Here is a 14,323-nt window from a genome sequence, read left to right as displayed (position 1 = left end):
AATCGTTATCAATGAGAGGGGATTAGCAAGATGATGAAACGCAGTTGGTCAGGAATAGGAGCTGCGGCGCTGCTGGCGCTTGCCTTGTCCGCTTGCGGCACGGCAGGTCAGGGGAAAGAGCAGCCGGCGGCTTCGACAGGAACGGAGAAACCGGCGGCAGCGACCAAAGAAGCCGCGGCTCCGGCGACCAAAACGATCAAATATCTCGACAAGGATTACACGGTTCCCGGCAAAACGGACCGAATCGTCATCGCCGGCGCGATGGAAGCGATGGAGGACGCGCTTGTGCTGGGCGTGAAGCCGATCGGCGCGAATACCGTGAGCGGCAAATTTCCGAAGCTGTTCGAAAGCATCACGCAAGGCGTGGAAAGCAGCGGCGAAAAAATGCAGCCGAATATCGAAGGCATTTTGAAGATGAAGCCCGACGTTATTCTGGGCTCCACCAAGTTTCCGCCAGAAATGGCCGAGAAGCTGGGCAAAGTCGCGCCGATGATCCCGGTTTCCCATGTTTCGACGAACTGGGAGTCCAATCTGCTGCTGCTGGGCGAGCTGACCGGTAAGCAGGAGCAGGCCAAGCAGGTGCTGCAAAAGTATAAGGACGATGCCACAGCGGCCAAAGCGAAGCTCGGCGATCGTATGAAAGACAAGAAGGTCGTCGCCCTAAGAGTACGGGTCGGCAACATGTACATTTATCCTGAAGGCGTGTTCTTCAACTCGTCGCTATATGCCGATCTTGGCTTTACGGCGCCTCCGGAAGTGAAAGCGGCGAAGGCGCAGGAGCTCATCTCGATCGAAAAATTTAGCGAAATGAACCCGGATTACATTTTCCTGCAGTTTTCGGAGGACGAAAACAAAGACACGCCGAAGGCGCTGGAGGATCTGCAAAAAAATCCGATCTGGCAAAGCATCAATGCGGTGAAAAACGGCAAAGTATTCGTCAACGTCGTCGATCCGTTGGGACAAGGCGGCACCTCGTGGAGCAAAATTCAATTCCTGAAAGCAGCTATGGAAAAGCTGGCCTCCTGATTCCAGGCAGGCGAGCCGACAAAACATGAGACAAGCATACAAGCTTCACCCGGCGTGGATCTTATGGCTTTCGCCGGTTGCGATCGTCCTCTCGATCATTTTATCCGTCCGTTTCGGCTCCAAAACGATCGATGCAGGCACGCTCTGGGAGGCGTTCGCCAATTTTGACCCGGGCAACGTCAATCATCAAATCGTGATGCACTCCCGTGTCCCGCGCGCGGTCGGAGCTCTGCTCATTGGCGCTTTCCTGGCGATGTCGGGAGCACTCATGCAGGGGATGACAAGGAACTACCTTGCATCCCCTTCAATCATGGGGGTGACCGACGGCTCGGTATTCGCCATTACGGTCTGCATGATCGCGCTGCCCGGCTCTTCTTCGATCGAAATGATCGTTTATTCGTTCATCGGCTCGGCGTTCGGCGTAGGGCTTGTCTTCGGACTGGCGTCGCTGCTGCCGGGCGGAATGTCTCCGGTCCGGCTGGCGGTGACAGGCACTGTGATCGGAACGTTTCTCGGCAGCATGGCGACCGCGTTCTCGACGTATTTTCAAGTTTCGCAAAAAATCGGCTTTTGGTATAACGCCCGCCTGCATCAGATGGACCCGAATCTGATCAAGCTGGCGATTCCTTTTGCTGTGGTCGGGGTCGCGCTGGCACTGCTCATCTCGAAATCCGTGTCGATTCTTTCCTTGGGCGAAGAAGTGGCGGTCAGCCTCGGACAGCGGACACTGCTCGTTAAAGTGGTCGCGATGCTTGCCGTCATTTTGCTTACGGGCGTTTCCGTGGCACTGGCCGGCAAGATCGCCTTCGTCGGCCTGATCGTTCCGCATATTACCCGTTTTCTCGTCGGCCTCGATTACCGGTGGATCGTGCCGTGCGCCGGTGTGCTGGGCGGGGTATTTCTTGCTTTATGCGATGTAGCAAGCCGCTTCATGAACTACCCGTTCGAGATGCCGATCGGCGTCGTGACGGCCTTGATCGGGGTTCCTTTCTTTCTGTATCTGATCCGGAAGAAAGGAGGGGAACAGCGTGCGTAATCAATCAACCGGCAGGTACATCGCGGTGCTGCTCGGAGCGGTCGCGCTTATCGTCACCGCCGCCTACCTGTCTCTCACGAACGGGGCCTTCGACATGACGGTAGGCGATATCGTTCGAACGCTGCTTCGGATCGACCCGCAGCCCGAGCACGACTTGGTCATCTTCGACTTCCGGCTGCCCCGGATCGTTATTGCTGCCTTGGTCGGCTTGGGGCTGGGCGTGGCTGGCGCGACGATCCAAGGCGTCACGCGGAACGGGCTGGCCGATCCGGGAATTTTGGGCATCAACGCCGGAGCAGGCGCGGCAGTTGTCATCTTTATGTTTTTTTTCAGCGGGCAAATTAAGGGAGCGGGCTGGTTCTCCACGATGGCGATGCCGTTGTTCGGTTGGGCGGGCGGTCTAACTACGGCAGCATTCCTTTATCTGTTCGCTTGGAAGGACGGCAAGCTGGACCCGCAGCGTGTCCTTCTGGTAGGCATCGCGACCGCTTCCGGTCTCGGCGCAGTTGCTATGTACATCAGCCTTAAAATGAATCCGTCCGACTTCGAGATGGCGACGGTCTGGATGACCGGCAGCATCTACAACGCCAACTGGAAGTTTATTGTCGCGATGCTCCCGTGGCTGATCGTTCTTATTCCCGTCATCGTGCGCAGATCGTACATTCTGGACTTGCTCCAACTGGAGGAGAACAGCGTCAGAAGCTTGGGCGTCGCTGTGGAAAAAGAGCGGATGATCCTGCTGCTCGGCAGCATCGGACTAGTGAGCGCTTGCGTCAGCGTATCGGGAGGGATCGGCTTCGTCGGCCTGATGGCGCCTCATATCGCCAGACGTCTTGTGGGCATCCGGCACGTCCGCATGGTTCCGCTCTGCGGCCTGATCGGCATGGCGCTGGTCGTCGTATCGGATTTTATTGCGAAGACGGTATTTTCGCCCGCCGAGCTGCCCGTCGGCATCGTGATTTCAATTATCGGCGTGCCGTATTTTGTATATTTGTTATTTAAGGCCAGAGCCTGATGCAAGGACTGGCCCAACCCGGGAGGGCGTCATGCAGGGAAAAATCATAGTCGAATTATTCGATGGCAGGGAGATAGCCGTCTATCTCCCGCCTTCGTATGTTACAAGCGGGGCGGCATACCCGGTCGTTTACGTGCAAGATGGAAGCTATTTGTTCGATTCCTCCATGGAGGAGTTGGAACGAAGGTTTGAGAGCGGGGAGCTGCGCGAGCTTATCTTCGTCGGCATTACGCCGTTCGACCGGAATGACGAATACACGCCGTGGCTTGCCCCCTCGCTGGCGGACACGTCCCGGAATTTCGGCGGAAAGAGCGCCGACTATCTAGCCTTCGTTACCGGCCGGTTGAAGCCCTGGATCGATGAGAAGTACCGGACATCCCGCCTGCGGGAGGAGACGGGCATCGCCGGCGGTTCGTTCGGAGGCTTGGTCTCGCTTTACGCCGCTTATTTGCATCCCGACGTGTTCGGCCGATTCGGACTGCTGTCCGCTTCCTTCTGGTATCCGGACTTCATGGAGTATGTGAGAACGAAGCCGATGGAGGCAGCAGGACGCAAAATCTACATGTATGTCGGAAGCATCGAAGGCATCCATAAACCGAGCGCCCAGAAAATGATGGTTCCGTACACCCACGAAGCACATGCGATATTGACGGAGCGCGGGTTTACCGGGGACCGGTTGCGGCTTGAGATCGAAGACGGCGCGGGTCACGAAGCGAAATATTTCATTAAGCGTTTTCCGGAAGCGATGACTTGGCTGTTTCCGGCGGAAATCGATTCTTGAAATTTCCGGCCGGTCCGCGTATAGTACAGTTAGTAATTAATAACTAACTGATCAAGGGGATCGGCCGGAGCACTCCGGTTTCGCAGGAGGAACGATGGGCAAGATAAAGTCGAAGACCGGCGAGTCTGCCGCAGCGAACCGCAGAGAAGAAATATTGGAAGCCGCCGTTGCGGTGTTCTCGGAGCATGGCTACTACAGCGCCACTACGGCGCAAGTTGCGGAGCGGGTAGGCATTTCGCAGCCTTATGTGTTCAAATTTTTCAAAAGCAAAGCGGAGCTGTTCGCCGCTGCGCTCAAGCTGGCCTTCGAGCGTATCGTCCGTGCGTTCTCGGGGGTGGATGCGTCTTCGGACCGGCTGGAGCAGGCGATGATTCAAACTTACGAAGAGCTGATGCGCACGCATCACCATGAGATCGTTTTGCAAATGCAAGCGATGGTCATCAAGGAAGAGCCGATCCGCCAAGTGATGCGGGAAGGCATACATCAGGTGACGGCTTCCGTGGAGGCGCGCTTTCGCGAAGCGGGCATTTCGCAGCCGGAGGTGGCCGTCAGCATGTTCATGGCGAACGGCATGTTGTGCAACATTTCGGCCGTTCTGGAGATGCCAGAGCTTAAGCCGAAGCACCCGGAGCGCTAGAACTTATGGAATCAGCCGTAACAGGCTGGTTCTATTTTTTTGCGATATCATTATTTCTTCTTATTAGGTAAATACCGTGCTTCTTCTGGATATATCCCCATAGACTGATCACATAAAGTTGATCATGCGCCCTGGGAGGAGAATGCTACATGGAGCCAACGACCGACTTGGAAAAACTCCGGATGAGATTATGGGATCGATATTTAACCTTACAGGACAGGAACAAAATTTCTTTTGATCAATATTGGTATGAATTTCTGATTAGATATTCAATAACGGATGAAGATTTGAATGGGGAAACAGCCGCGAAATGAGAACGGATGAACGAAACGATACAGGCTAAACGCTCAAAAGATGCGTTCATTGTATATTTAGGAAACCCTTGTTCATCAAAGTAATCGTACTTCATTACTTCGACGGACAAGGGTTCTTTTCGTTGTACGGTTATTCCGCTGAAGAAAAAAAGCCGCTTGCGGCGGCTTTTTCAAAAAAACCTCGTTTTAATATTAAATGAAAAGACTGCGGCTAACAATGACCAGCAAAATGAAAAGAACCAGAATAACACCTGTAGAAGTAAAATGGTGATGGAATCCTCTTGCGCAACTCATTAGTCAACACTCCTCTGAATTGGATTGAGTACCGTTTTAACCCTTCCCGGTAACTCTTAATCATAGAATATTCAAATACAAAGCAAAGGTATGGACAGGTGACACGCGGCAAGTGACATGCAATTATATATACCCATCGGCTGAAGATCAACGGCTCGTCTGCTTGCTGCGAAAGCTCCGTTTATTCCTTGAAGAAGTCTAGTCATGTAATAAACGTATAATGGCATCAGTGAGTAACCATAATCCAAGCAATCCTAGAATAACTCCGGCAAATTTCTCTGACCATTCGCCAAGGTACCGTTTCAACTTTGAACTAAACGTAAGTCCCAAAAACGTAAAAACGAATGCTTGAAGTGCAACTAAACTAATGGTTAACGCAATAGGCACCCCAACAAGACCAATGGAGAAACCAACTGCCAATTCATCCAAACTGATGCTAAGTGCTGTTACAATCAATGTCCATCCAACCAAATTCCGTTCCAGCTTCTCTTCTGTATCATCCTTGTCTTCAAAAAAGATAAGCCAGAAGGCTACCGCTAACAGAGCAATTCCGCCAATTAACGAGGCCCAATTACCAATGAGTTGACCCACGCCTTGTCCGATAAATAGCCCAATTAAAGGCATTAATGCTTCCGCACACGCAAATGCAAAGGCAATTTTCATTTTTCCTTTTGTTTTTACAAACCCTAAAGATAGCGAAATCATAAGCGTATCCATTCCAAGTGTTAAAATCAAAGCAATCATCTTCAAAGCAACCAAAACGATTCCCTCCAACGTTGTAAAATAATGAAACAGATGTTACATTTAATTATATAGTATAATAATACGAAAAATGCAACAGTTGTTTCGTTTTTAATTCAAACCACTACTTGGGAGGGCAATCATTTTGAGCGAAAAGCGGAAGTGGCTTATATTATCGTATCGTGTACCTGCAGAGCCATCTACATTGCGCGTTCGGGTTTGGCGGACGCTCAAATCCATTGGGGCCTTTTATTTACAGCAATCCGTATGCGTGCTCCCTCTTACGTCAGATATTCAAGGGAAAGCCACTCAACTTCAAAACCTCATTTCCGACAATCATGGCGAGGTGATATTGTTAGAGGTTGAGCAGTTTTCAGGCATTACAGAAGAGCAGATGGTCGCTTCGTTTAATCAACAACGTGAAGTCGAGTATAAGGAATTTATCGAGAGTTGTAATGTCTTTCTTGAAGAAATTAAAAAGGAAACAAGCATAGGGAACTTCTCTTATCATGAAGTAGAAGAAAATGAGGTAGAACTGGTTCGACTCAAAAGATGGCATCGGAAAATATTGAACCGCGATTTTTTCCAAACGAATTACACGACAGAAAGTCAAAATAAATTGGACGAGTGCGTAGCTTCACTAGAGCATTTTACACAGCAAGTATATGAAGAAGAGGGGAACAAAGAAGGCGAATTGATGTAAAGTTTATTTCGCAAAAACCGTATGCAGGCATAGCCGAGGAATCGGAGGTAAAACGGCAAGAGGCGGAGCGTGCCGGAGACGGCACCGCGGCCGCAGCGTATGAGGAGCAGGCCGATTACATTCATTGGTTGGCGAACGAGCTGCGGAAGGCTTCGAGGCAGCCGGCGCAATAGTAAAAGCCCCTCGTCAGCTACTACGCCGACGAGGGGCTTATTTTCAGTTACTTTGCTTTTTCACTTTTCCAAGATGTGTAGCCTCGATAAAACATCATAAGCACGAGGATGAAAAGTAGAATGTTAGTGGAGCTGAGGGCTCCTTTGTTCAAATTATCATATAACATGTAGGATTGGACTAAAAAAGCAATTCCACCTAAGACGAAATAAACCGCTGATTTTTTGGTTAATGCTTTAGTAGTAAGAAATTTAAGCAAGAAAACTAAACCAAGAGCGTAAATAATGAATATGGATACGATCAGGGAGGCAGTCAAGGTTGTACTCATCCAATCACTCCATTCGTTTAAATTCCAAACTCATCTTATTATATGAATTTTTTTTATTATATGCAAATTATTTACTTATTGAAACCCCTGAAAAGATATAGGGCTGTAGATGGGATTACCCCTTCTACAGCCAAATGCAAACTAAATTATGCCGGATTATTTACCATAAATATTCAGTGTTCCAACGTACGAAATATCGATGTTTACCCCATTCGAAGTCGTTTCGAATTCAACTTTGTTTGCAAAAGCAGTTGCTCCGAAATTAACGAGGATCGCTACAAGCGCCGCAGGTGGATTCACGATACCTGCTAATCCAAATACAGTAGTTGCGTAAAGGCCTTGAGTTCTTACTTCGTAAACAAGATTTTTGGATTCTTGTTGAGTGAAGTACAGATTGATTCCCCACCAGTACCACCCACCAAATGCGTCTGGGGAGATTGATCCGTGAGGAGACGCTTGTAATGGAGCACCGGTTGAAACAAGCTGGCCGTTCTCAATTTTTACTAGCTTCGTCTTGATAGCTTCATTGACAACGTTAATCCCTCTTGAATATGTTTCAAAACTTCTTTGCTGACAAGATCGGCTGCTGCGGGGTCCAGCTTGTAAAGATTGTCCTCCACTTTGATGTAAGGGTTAATAATTTCCCCGGCGGACAACGTCTGATTGAGCAGCATCGATTGACTTGCACTTAATTGTTGAAACCGTTGCGATGAAATTGCCGTTTCGGTGTTTGCAGCAAATGCCGCTTCTGTTGGGAGGAAGGACGTCGCCAGAAGAGACGCTGCCACCCCAAGTGCTACTACACTTTTTTTTACATTAAAAACCATTCCGAACCGCTCCTTCAAAAAAATTTGAACAATGGTCGGCCGACTGCTTGTCCAAACATAATTTATCATAATGGCACAAAATATGGGATAGGAGTAGGTGTCTATTTTCGTTTCGATAGTTTCCTCAAAATGTACAAGTAAATACAGTTACTACCAAATACCTGTTTAGTTTTGTAGAAGTTTATCGAATAGTTGTGTTTCGTGTAAGAATTACGAGGATTTTGTAAGAATCAATAAATTGTAAGACAGAACATACTTTGCTATAATTAACCAGTGTAAAATTTTGGTTAAAGGGAAGGTATGTATTATGGTGGACATTAAATATAAAACCATCTCAGATATCATCTTCCAACTTAGAAAAGAGAACAACTTAACATATTCGGAACTTGAAGGACGAACAGGTGTTAGCAGAAGTGTATTGTATCGAATTGAACATGGGGAAACGAAACATCCAGAATTTAAAACTGTGAAGGCAATCGCGGCAATATATCCTACTCACTCTAAAAAAATTATGGAGTCCTACATTCAAGATGAGGAACGAATTGATGTTTTGTTTGAGATACTTAGTGAAATTGTTAATAAAAAGGAGGAGGAGCACTTTTCTTTAGTATCAATGGTAGCTTTGAAGATATTACAATGTCCTCAGGGTGAGACGGAGAATAATTTAGATGAGTTATATCATTTTATTGAAATTGTAAATGATAATACTTTAAAAGTGATACTTTACAAAGGAATTATTAAATATTCCAGAGAGCATGGAGTTATGAAATATTTAGCCAAAGGATTGCTACAAAAGCACTTAATAGAACGACTCAATTTAAAGCGATTGGAAAAATCTTTTCAGGAAGGACAGGAGATTTTACATTACATCAATTTTTTATCGTTTGAGGAACAAATCACATTTTATTTAAGAATGGGATTACTAGCTTTTGCAGCAAAAAAATATGAGGACTGTATTCAATTGTGTCAGACCGGAATTGTTATGGAGAAGAATGATACCGAATTAAAAGCAAGAGCGTACCTTGCCATGATCAACTCATATTTAATATTGAAAAACTATGAAGAAGTGGAAAGAAATTTAGATATCTTCGAAAAATTTAATTATGTATTTGTCCCAGAATCAGCGAAAATTACACGGGCCATAACAAAAGCGAGAAAAAAAGAATATGATGTCGCCTTACCGTTACTTCAAAAATACTTGGATGAACTGAGTAGAAACTACAAGATTCATATAGCGGACGAACTTTTTGAAATTTACCTTGAGATGGGCGATTTGAATGCATGTGAGAAACTAATACAAAGAGAAGAAGACTTCTTACCAGTAGATATCAATGGTCCTCAAATATGCAAAGCAGTTGGGAAATACTACTTGCATAAAGGGGAGTATCAATTTATCCGTGGATTCATTAACGAGGGAATTCAAGGTATCATGAAAAGTATGGATTCATATGGGAAAGTCAACGCATTTAAGGAAAGGGAAGAATGTATGAACAAAATTGTTAATTATTGCATAAGAAGTGGAAATGCAATAGAATTAAAACATCTCCTTCTCATGAAGGAGGTATATAATCGCAAATAGGGTCTTTGAATTAATCTTATTCGGAGGCGAATGCCATGAAAAAGAAAGTGCTACTGGCAATATTGTCTTTAGTTTTTGTTGTAACATTGTTCAATTTCCCACCAGATTTAACTAAAGAACCGGGTCGCATTATTCAATATAGTGAGGTTGAACCCGGGTTGTAAAACGATAAACGATACTGAAAATAAAATGTTATGCAAACAGGTGCTAATTGGTACCTGTTTTTTTTATTCCTCAAATGCAGTCAAATCACGAATAGAAGGAATAGCTGATATGCTATTTTTGTTACATTCTGATTAGAAAGGGGAATTTTACCATGGTCGTGTTAGTATCCAGAAAGGAGGATTATGCCCGAGATGATATCAGCGACGAGGCATTGCAGAACGGTATGGAAAGCATCCTAAACCAAATGAAAGAGGCGGTACAGCAAGGCGAAAGCTTAACGAGTGAATATGTGGTCCAGTTGAGTCAACAATTAGATACATACGTTTTAATTGCTCAAATTCGAAAAATGCGATGTGTGAGCTAGAAATCGTTATTGTTTGAGGTGTGCTTATGCAAGAGGATAGAAGAACTGGAATTGTTAGAGTGGTCGACAATGTAGGAAGAATCGTAATTCCTACAGAGCTTAGGCGTATGTTGAATCTTGATCCCAACGTTAAGACAGAGTACTTCTGTGATGACAAGAGAGAGGCGATTTTGGTTTATAGATACCATAGCAAAGAATGTTTGTTTTGCTTGAGTGGGAAACAAACCATTTACTTTAAAAAATTTTATATTTGTGTGTCCTGTATTCAAAGCCTTCCGGCGCTTCAAGTTTTCTTGGCGCGGGTAGAACGTGAACGAGCAAGTGAGAGCAACAAGAAAGACAATGCTCCAAGAAGGAAAAAAGCATTGGATCGGCTACATCAAGTGATGAAGGAAAACCCTAGAGCCTCACAAAGAGAGTTAGCCAAAATCTTGGGATGTTCTCCAGCATGGGTCAGTAAGTTGATTAGGGGTCTACAGATGGATCGGGCTAAGCACCATATAAAAGGAGTCCTGGATGATGACGTATAACTTTGCCATGGAAATCGCATCCTAACGTGTAACTTATTCTCTCTAACACACAGGATGATTGCCATGGCTTTTTTGCATAATTGGATTCGAGGAAAGAAGAGCTTTGCGGCGCAGGCGCAGGCAAACCACAAGCTGAATACCCCGATCAGCTCCGTATTATCGCAAAATATAGTCGATTTGCATGAGCTGTTCAGCCAGACGCCCGATTTGGTCGTACGCCATTTCGTGATCAAACAAACGGGCAACCAGGCAGCAATCGCTTATTTGGACGGGCTCACGGACAAAAACGCCCTTAACAACAACGTACTGCGCCCGCTTCAATTTGAATCGGATGCGGACGCGTCGGGCAATTTGCCCCGGGTGAATGTCGGGAATGTCCGGACCTTAAGTCTATGGTCCGATCTCGAAATGGCCATGCTGCAGGGCGTCAGCATTTTATTCGAGGATGGCCGCAGTGAAGCTGTCATTTTCAATACCCAGGGATGGCCGCAGCGGGCGATCGAAGACCCGCAGCTCGAAGCATCGCTTAAGGGCGCGCATCAAGGCTTTGTCGAAACCGGCAGCCAGAACATTGCACTGATCCGCCGCTACATTCCGAATCGTGAGCTGAAAATTAAAGAACTAACGATTGGCCGAAGGGGGAACGCCCTAGTCTCCATCTTATATATGGCGGATATCGTTCATCCCGAAGTGTTGAAGGAAATCGATGACCGCATTCGCCAGGTGGACATCGATGCCATTATTAACACGGGGGAATTGGCCGAGTTGATCGAAGACAACCCGTACTCGCCTTTCCCGCAGTTTATCGCCACCGAACGCCCGGATTCGGCAGCCGCTCAATTGCTGCAAGGGAGAATCGTCATCATCGTCGACCGTTCGCCCAGCGTACTGATCGGCCCCGCAACGTTTACCTCGTTTTTTCAAAGTGTGGACGATTACAGTACACGTTGGATGGTCGCGTCGTTTATACGTTTGATGAGGTTTGGGGGATTTGCCTTAGCCGTCTTTTTACCGGCTCTCTATATCGCCGTCATTTCCTTTAATTATGAGGTCATTCCGCTGCAGCTGCTATTGTCGATCGGAGAATCCCGGGCGCGCGTTCCGTTTCCTCCGCTTGTCGAAGCGCTGCTCATGGAAATTACGCTGGAAATGATGCGGGAATCGGGGATTCGGCTCCCGGCGCCGATCGGGCAAACGGTCGGAATAGTCGGAGGCATCGTTATCGGTCAAGCGGCCGTCTCGGCGGGAATCGTCAGCAACATTATGGTTATCGTGGTCGCTTCCACCGCGATCGCTTCGTTTATTATCCCCAATTACGACATGGCCTCCGGCATCAGGCTGCTTCGGTTTCCGATGATGATCATCGCCTCGATGTTCGGGATTGTGGGCATCGTGATCGGCATGATGACCTTGATCGGGCACTTGATTTCGCTGGAATCGCTGGGCACGCCTTACGGGAACCCGATTGCCCCAATGCGATTCGCGGATATGAAAGACACGTTCCTTCGATTGCCCTTATGGAGCATGAAGACGCGTCCCAAGAGCTCACGGGCCGTTCAATCGCGAAGAATGGGTGACAACCATCCGAAAGGTGACGGTTGAATGAAGAAGTATGCGTTTAACGAGATCACGCTGATGCAATATATTTTGGCGATACACGGGATGCAGGTCGGCATCGGCGTATTCCAGCTCCCCCGTCTACTGGCGGAGAAGGCCGGAACCGACGGCTGGATATCGCTGTTCATCGGCTGGCTGGTTGCTCTTGCTGTCAGTCTAGTGATCATCCGGGTCATGAAATATTACCCGGAGGGAACGATTCTGGAGCTCCTGTCCCATTATTTCGGCCGTTGGGCAGGGAAGCTCGGGGCGCTCGTTTTTTGCGCATACTTCTTTTACTTTTTCTTTATTGTCGTTGTCCGGGCCGTGCTTTTTTTGAAGCTGTGGATTTTGCCGCAGACCCCGGATGCAATGATCATGGTGTTGTTTCTGATCCCGAGCTACCTCATTGTTCCGGGAGGCGTGCGCATTTTGGGGAGGTACGCGGAACTGGTCTTTTATATGGCATTGTGGCTTCCGTTCTTCTACCTGCTTCCTTTGTCGGTTAGCCATCATTGGCTGCATCTCCTTCCCGTGCTGAAGACAGACTGGAAAACGATCATGGAGACCTCCCTGTCGACCATCGTGTCTTTCCTGGGATTTGAAACGGCCTTTTTCCTCTATCCATTCTTGCAAAAGAAACAGTCCGCTTCCAAAGGAATGATCGTCGCGAATATCCTCACCATGATCGTGTATCTGGGGGTTACGCTCATCTGCTTCGTGTTTTTCAGTCCGGACGAAATTACGCGATACAACGAACCGACGCTTAGTGTGCTGAAGGTGACGGAGCTCCGGTTTGTCGAGCGGATGGAAATTGTCTTCCTGGCTTTTTATTTATTCATTCTGTCGACCACAACGATGCCGATGATGTATTTGACTATTTTTTGCTCGAACTGGCTGTTCGGCACGAAGGCTATCCGTAGGCATTTTCTGGTTGTGGCGGCGGTTGTTATCGCTTATGTCGTTTTCTATGTTCCGACATTTCCCCAGAGCGATAAGTCCCAGAAGATTTTTGGCAACATTGCGCTGTATCTTATCGTCGGCTTTCCTTTCGCCTTATGGTTTGTGCTGTGGATGAAAACTCGGTTTACCCGGAGGAAGCTTGCATGAAACGATGGCTTACGCTCGGACTGCTGGTTCTTCTGTTCGTGACCGGCTGCAGCAGCGATAAGATCAATGTCGAGGATTTGACGCTCGGCTTAATGCTCGGCATGGATCTGGACCAAGATAACCATATGGTGTATTACTTGTCGAGCCCTGTATTTAACAAAGAGGCGAAGAAGAAGAACGAAGAGTTCGGCCACAAGGCGGAAACGCTTCGCCAATCGATGTCGGGGTTCGATGCAATGACGACAGGGCTGACTATTCGGGGGAAGGTACAGGTGATGCTGATAGGGAAGCGCGTGCTGCAGCATCCGGATTGGTTCCGATTGCTCGATGTCGCGTACCGGGACGCCAAGTATTCCGTGAACGCCAGAGTCGTTGCCGTGGACGGTCCGGTTTCGGAGATCATCAACTTCTACCCGTTGGATAAGCCGCGGCTGCCTCTGCATATGACCAAATTGATCGATACGGCCAATCGGAGGGGGCTAACCGTGAAAACGACGCTGCAGGAGCTGCACCGGCAAATGTATGAGAAGGGGATAACGCCTTCGATCAGTGAAGTGAAAAAGAACAAAGCCGTTGTGGTGACAGGAACGGCGGTGCTGAACGATCGAGGAAAGTATGCGGAGCTGCTGAAATTGAAAGAGACCACCTTGCTGCTTATTTTGCAAAAGAACGTGAAGGAAATGAATGTGTCGGTTGAAATTCCCGGAAAGGGTCATGGAGGGCCGATTCGCAAAAACATAATCACCTTTCGGATCAAAAGCGCCAAGACGAAAATTAAAACCAAGTACGTTCAAGACAGGTTTCAATTCGACATCGATATCAAACTGCCCATTGCTTTGTCGGAGCGGTTGTTCCCGTTTGACGTTAGAAAAGAGGGAGACAAGCTGCAGAAGGCCATTGACGAGCAGTTGAAGCGGCAATTCGAACAAGTGATCCACAGCTTTCAAAAGCATCAAATCGATCCGATCGGTCTCGGACTATACGCCCGCGCTCATGAATACGAGGCATACAAGAAGGTGCAGGAGCATTGGGGTGAAGCGTTCGCTAAGGCCGACGTGAAGCTTTCCGTGAAAACGGAAATTACCGATATGGGGCCGGTCAAATAA

Annotated in this window: 16 protein-coding genes; 13 read left to right on the top strand and 3 right to left on the bottom strand. The window is 47.7% G+C overall.

Annotated features, from left to right (window positions below):
- Window positions 1–30: 30 nt before the first annotated feature.
- The 5 genes from ET33_RS09220 (at window position 31) to ET33_RS09200 (ending at window position 4,495) form a co-directional block, all read left to right on the top strand.
- Window positions 31–1,026 (top strand): iron-hydroxamate ABC transporter substrate-binding protein, encoded by a 996-nt coding sequence (locus tag ET33_RS09220; protein ID WP_407668087.1) that lies wholly within the window; start codon window positions 31–33, stop codon window positions 1,024–1,026.
- Between the two features lie 25 nt (window positions 1,027–1,051).
- Window positions 1,052–2,062: a FecCD family ABC transporter permease gene (locus ET33_RS09215; protein WP_036679677.1), complete on the top strand. Its 1,011-nt coding sequence runs from the start codon at window positions 1,052–1,054 to the stop codon at window positions 2,060–2,062.
- Complete coding sequence (locus tag ET33_RS09210; RefSeq protein ID WP_036679674.1) at window positions 2,055–3,077, top strand: FecCD family ABC transporter permease; 1,023 nt, start codon at window positions 2,055–2,057, stop codon at window positions 3,075–3,077. The genes ET33_RS09215 and ET33_RS09210 overlap by 8 nt, the downstream gene beginning before the upstream one ends.
- A gap of 31 nt (window positions 3,078–3,108) precedes the next feature.
- Entirely contained in the window at window positions 3,109–3,858 is a 750-nt protein-coding gene (locus ET33_RS09205) for an alpha/beta hydrolase (protein ID WP_036679671.1), read from the top strand.
- 94 nt (window positions 3,859–3,952) lie between these two features.
- Window positions 3,953–4,495 carry a TetR/AcrR family transcriptional regulator gene (locus ET33_RS09200; RefSeq protein ID WP_036679668.1) on the top strand — a complete coding sequence of 181 codons (543 nt, stop codon included), beginning with the start codon at window positions 3,953–3,955 and terminating at the stop codon, window positions 4,493–4,495.
- Window positions 4,496–5,001: 506 nt separating this feature from the next.
- Here the strand turns inward: ET33_RS09200 and ET33_RS39695 are convergent.
- Together ET33_RS39695 and ET33_RS09195 are read right to left on the bottom strand one after the other, a co-directional pair.
- Window positions 5,002–5,103, bottom strand: coding sequence for a YjcZ family sporulation protein (locus tag ET33_RS39695; RefSeq protein ID WP_235206671.1), 102 nt, complete (start codon window positions 5,101–5,103; stop codon window positions 5,002–5,004).
- Between the two features lie 198 nt (window positions 5,104–5,301).
- On the bottom strand, window positions 5,302–5,862 hold the full coding sequence (locus ET33_RS09195; protein ID WP_081890260.1) for a manganese efflux pump MntP: 561 nt from the start codon (window positions 5,860–5,862) through the stop codon (window positions 5,302–5,304).
- Between the two features lie 127 nt (window positions 5,863–5,989).
- Here ET33_RS09195 and ET33_RS09190 point away from each other — a divergent pair, with 127 nt between their 5' ends.
- Window positions 5,990–6,547, top strand: coding sequence for a Chromate resistance protein ChrB (locus ET33_RS09190; protein WP_036679665.1), 558 nt, complete (start codon window positions 5,990–5,992; stop codon window positions 6,545–6,547).
- A 1,002-nt stretch (window positions 6,548–7,549) separates the two neighbouring features.
- Here the strand turns inward: ET33_RS09190 and ET33_RS09180 are convergent.
- Entirely contained in the window at window positions 7,550–7,873 is a 324-nt protein-coding gene (locus tag ET33_RS09180; protein WP_036679657.1) for a hypothetical protein, read from the bottom strand.
- 307 nt (window positions 7,874–8,180) lie between these two features.
- On the opposite strand from ET33_RS09180, the gene ET33_RS09175 reads away from it, so the two are divergent.
- From ET33_RS09175 to ET33_RS09150, 7 genes are all read left to right on the top strand, one after another.
- On the top strand, window positions 8,181–9,452 hold the full coding sequence (locus ET33_RS09175; protein ID WP_036679653.1) for a helix-turn-helix domain-containing protein: 1,272 nt from the start codon (window positions 8,181–8,183) through the stop codon (window positions 9,450–9,452).
- Between the two features lie 35 nt (window positions 9,453–9,487).
- On the top strand, window positions 9,488–9,616 hold the full coding sequence (locus tag ET33_RS40250; RefSeq protein ID WP_258958916.1) for a hypothetical protein: 129 nt from the start codon (window positions 9,488–9,490) through the stop codon (window positions 9,614–9,616).
- 152 nt (window positions 9,617–9,768) lie between these two features.
- A complete protein-coding gene (locus ET33_RS09170; RefSeq protein ID WP_036679649.1) occupies window positions 9,769–9,981 on the top strand; it encodes a Spo0E family sporulation regulatory protein-aspartic acid phosphatase in 213 nt (70 codons plus the stop codon).
- 26 nt (window positions 9,982–10,007) lie between these two features.
- Window positions 10,008–10,511: an AbrB/MazE/SpoVT family DNA-binding domain-containing protein gene (locus ET33_RS09165; RefSeq protein WP_036679645.1), complete on the top strand. Its 504-nt coding sequence runs from the start codon at window positions 10,008–10,010 to the stop codon at window positions 10,509–10,511.
- 63 nt (window positions 10,512–10,574) lie between these two features.
- Complete coding sequence (locus ET33_RS09160) at window positions 10,575–12,113, top strand: spore germination protein (RefSeq protein ID WP_036679641.1); 1,539 nt, start codon at window positions 10,575–10,577, stop codon at window positions 12,111–12,113.
- Window positions 12,114–13,217: a GerAB/ArcD/ProY family transporter gene (locus ET33_RS09155; RefSeq protein WP_036679638.1), complete on the top strand. Its 1,104-nt coding sequence runs from the start codon at window positions 12,114–12,116 to the stop codon at window positions 13,215–13,217.
- Window positions 13,214–14,323, top strand: a complete 1,110-nt coding sequence (locus ET33_RS09150) for a Ger(x)C family spore germination protein (RefSeq protein ID WP_036679635.1) — start codon at window positions 13,214–13,216, stop codon at window positions 14,321–14,323. Before ET33_RS09155 ends, ET33_RS09150 begins: the two co-directional genes overlap by 4 nt.

It is taken from the genome of Paenibacillus tyrphae (assembly GCF_000722545.1).
GTDB lineage: Bacteria > Bacillota > Bacilli > Paenibacillales > NBRC-103111 > Paenibacillus_G > Paenibacillus_G tyrfis.
This window is presented reverse-complemented; position numbering and strand designations above follow the sequence as displayed.

Bases quoted from the DNA above. Each gene is read 5' to 3' on its own strand.
- ET33_RS09220 (WP_407668087.1), top strand. From the start codon at position 31: ATGATGAAACGCAGTTGGTCAGGAATAGGAGCTGCGGCGCTGCTGGCG.
- ET33_RS09155 (WP_036679638.1), top strand. From the start codon at position 12,114: ATGAAGAAGTATGCGTTTAACGAGATCACGCTGATGCAATATATTTTG.
- ET33_RS09160 (WP_036679641.1), top strand. From the start codon at position 10,575: ATGGCTTTTTTGCATAATTGGATTCGAGGAAAGAAGAGCTTTGCGGCG.
- ET33_RS09200 (WP_036679668.1), top strand. From the start codon at position 3,953: ATGGGCAAGATAAAGTCGAAGACCGGCGAGTCTGCCGCAGCGAACCGC.
- ET33_RS09215 (WP_036679677.1), top strand. From the start codon at position 1,052: ATGAGACAAGCATACAAGCTTCACCCGGCGTGGATCTTATGGCTTTCG.
- ET33_RS09150 (WP_036679635.1), top strand. From the start codon at position 13,214: ATGAAACGATGGCTTACGCTCGGACTGCTGGTTCTTCTGTTCGTGACC.
- ET33_RS09205 (WP_036679671.1), top strand. From the start codon at position 3,109: ATGCAGGGAAAAATCATAGTCGAATTATTCGATGGCAGGGAGATAGCC.
- ET33_RS09180 (WP_036679657.1), bottom strand. From the start codon at position 7,873: ATGGTTTTTAATGTAAAAAAAAGTGTAGTAGCACTTGGGGTGGCAGCG.
- ET33_RS39695 (WP_235206671.1), bottom strand. From the start codon at position 5,103: ATGAGTTGCGCAAGAGGATTCCATCACCATTTTACTTCTACAGGTGTT.
- ET33_RS09165 (WP_036679645.1), top strand. From the start codon at position 10,008: ATGCAAGAGGATAGAAGAACTGGAATTGTTAGAGTGGTCGACAATGTA.
- ET33_RS09170 (WP_036679649.1), top strand. From the start codon at position 9,769: ATGGTCGTGTTAGTATCCAGAAAGGAGGATTATGCCCGAGATGATATC.
- ET33_RS09175 (WP_036679653.1), top strand. From the start codon at position 8,181: ATGGTGGACATTAAATATAAAACCATCTCAGATATCATCTTCCAACTT.
- ET33_RS40250 (WP_258958916.1), top strand. From the start codon at position 9,488: ATGAAAAAGAAAGTGCTACTGGCAATATTGTCTTTAGTTTTTGTTGTA.